This window comes from Rhizobium sp. UBA1881 (assembly GCF_002338015.1).
Taxonomy (GTDB): Bacteria; Pseudomonadota; Alphaproteobacteria; order Rhizobiales; family Rhizobiaceae; genus Rhizobium.
The window spans coordinates 1-2510 of sequence record NZ_DDHH01000009.1; the positions used below are offsets into that span (position 1 = coordinate 1).

The following is a 2510-nucleotide window of genomic DNA, read 5'->3' on the forward strand; positions in this document are numbered from 1 at the left end:
TATATTGCTCAGCTGATGCGGCAGGCGGCGCTTTGGCGGGTGCGAGGTATTTCGCGTGGGGCGCGTAACAAAATGGCTGCGCCGCCCGTACTTGCTGTCAGACACACTTCATACCGTCGAGGAGACCACGAGATGATGAATAGACGCAGACTGCTCTTCAGTGCCGGCCTTGCCGCGATCGGCCTGCCGCTTGTGCTGGGTCGTTCGAAGGTTTCGGCCGCTGAGACCTTTCCCGTCACGCATACGGATGCCGAGTGGAAGAAGATGCTGACAGCGGATCAATATGCCGTCCTGCGCGAGGAGGGGACGGAGCGCCCCTTCACCAGCGCCCTGCTTCACGAAGAGCGGAAGGGGAACTTCGCCTGCGCCGGCTGCGGTCAGGACGGCTTTGCATCCGCGACCAAATTCGACAGCGGCACGGGATGGCCGAGCTTCTGGGCGCCGCTTGACACAAAGGTCGTCGGCACGACGCGCGACACGCAGTTCGGCATGGTGCGCGAAGCGGTGCATTGCGGCCGCTGCGGCGGTCATCTCGGGCATGTGTTCGACGACGGGCCGCAACCGACCGGCCTGCGCTACTGCCTGAACGGTGTCGCTTTGACATTTCATCCGGCTTCGGCCTGATCAACGGGACCTGTCATGATCCTCTTCATTCTCGCTTATCTCGGGGGCGTGCTGACCATCGTCAGCCCCTGCATCCTGCCGGTGCTGCCGTTCGTCTTCGCGCGCGCCGGCCAGCCGTTTCTGCGCAGCACGCTGCCGATGCTTGTCGGCATGGCGGCGACCTTCGCGGCCGTTGCGACGCTGGCGGCGCTCGGTGGCGGCTGGGCGGTGCAGGCCAACGAGTATGGCCGCTATGCGGCGCTTGTGCTGCTCGCCGTCTTCGGCATCATCCTGCTTTTCCCGGCCCTGTCGGATTATCTGACGCGGCCGCTGGTATCGCTCGGGGCGCGGCTGTCGCAATCGGCCGATCGCGGTACTCGAAGCGGCGGATCGACCGTCGCGGCGTCGGCCTTGCTGGGGGTTGCCACGGGGTTGCTCTGGGCGCCCTGCGCCGGCCCGGTTCTCGGCCTGATCCTGACGGGGGCGGCGTTGCAGGGAGCGAGCGTCGGCACGACGTTGCTGCTGCTCGCCTACGCTTTGGGTGCGGCGACGTCGTTGGCGCTGGCGCTTTTGATCGGCGGCCGGGTGTATCAGGCGATGAAGCGGTCGCTTGGCGTCGGCGAATGGGTGCGTCGCGGGCTTGGCGTTGCCGTTCTGGCGGCTGTGGTGGCGATCGGTCTCGGTCTCGACACCGGTTTCCTCACGCAGGCCTCGCTGGCCAGCACGGGTACGCTGGAGCAGAGCCTGATCGACAAGCTGCATCCCCAACAGCAGATGGCGGAGAATACCGCCTCCGTTGTCATGAAGGGCGACGCCATGAGCGGCAGCAACCAGATGATGATGTCCGGCAATTCTCCGGCCATGATGTCCGGCAACAATGCGATGATGGCCGGCTCGAACGCGATGATGATGAAGGGCGGGCCGAAGAAGGCTGCCGCTGAAGCGCTTCCGGTCGAAGGAACGATGCCGTCGCTGGATGGCGCCGTACAGTGGCTCAATTCACCGCCGCTCTCGGCGGAGTCATTGAAGGGCAAAGTCGTTCTCGTCGATTTCTGGACCTACTCCTGCATCAACTGCCTGCGCGCCATTCCCTATGTCCGCGCCTGGGCGGAAAAGTACAAGGATCAGGGGCTGGTGGTGATCGGCGTGCATGCGCCGGAGTTCGCATTCGAGAAGAACATCGACAACGTCAAGAAGGCGATCGGCGATCTCAAGATCACCTATCCCGTCGCCATCGATAACGACTATGCCATCTGGCGCGCCTTCGAAAACCAGTATTGGCCGGCGCATTATTTCATCGATGCCGAGGGGCGCGTGCGCCACCATCACTTCGGTGAAGGCGATTACGACGGTTCCGAGCGGGTGATCCAGCAGCTTCTGGCGGAGGCCGGCAAGGCCAACGTCGCAGCCGATATGGTCGACGTGAAGGCGACCGGTGCGGAAGCCGCGTCGAACCAGGCGGACGTGCAATCGCCGGAGACCTATGTCGGCTGGCGGCGCTCCGAAAACTTCGTCGACCAGAAGGGCACGGTCAACGACACCGCCCATACCTATGTCGCGGCGACACCGCGGCTCAACGAATGGGGCCTGACGGGCAACTGGACTGTTGGATCCGAGCAGGCCGCGTTGAACGACAAGGACGGTAGCATCTACTACCGCTTCCATGCCCGCGATCTGCATCTGGTGCTCGGCCCGGGTGCCGACGGCAAACCGGTGCGCTTCCAGGTGACCGTCGATGGCAAGCCGCCCGGTGACGGACATGGGGCCGATACCGATGCCGATGGCAACGGTACCGTGACCGCACAGCGGCTCTACCAGCTCATCCGCGAGCCGGGCGCCGTTGGCGACCACACATTCGAAATCCGCTTTCTTGATCCCGGCGTACAAGCCTACGCCTTCACCTTCGG

Annotated in this window: 2 protein-coding genes; both read left to right on the top strand. The window is 64.2% G+C overall.

Translation table 11 applies throughout. From position 1 onward, the window contains the following. Window positions 1-132: 132 nt before the first annotated feature. A complete protein-coding gene (gene msrB, locus B3605_RS01015) occupies window positions 133-624 on the top strand; it encodes a peptide-methionine (R)-S-oxide reductase MsrB (protein WP_112945296.1) in 492 nt (163 codons plus the stop codon). Between the two features lie 15 nt (window positions 625-639). Further along, the coding region (locus tag B3605_RS01020; RefSeq protein ID WP_112945297.1) for a cytochrome c biogenesis protein DipZ at window positions 640-2510 on the top strand (1871 nt) is incomplete at its 3' end.

Bases quoted from the DNA above. Each gene is read 5' to 3' on its own strand.
- msrB (WP_112945296.1), top strand. From the start codon at position 133: ATGATGAATAGACGCAGACTGCTCTTCAGTGCCGGCCTTGCCGCGATC.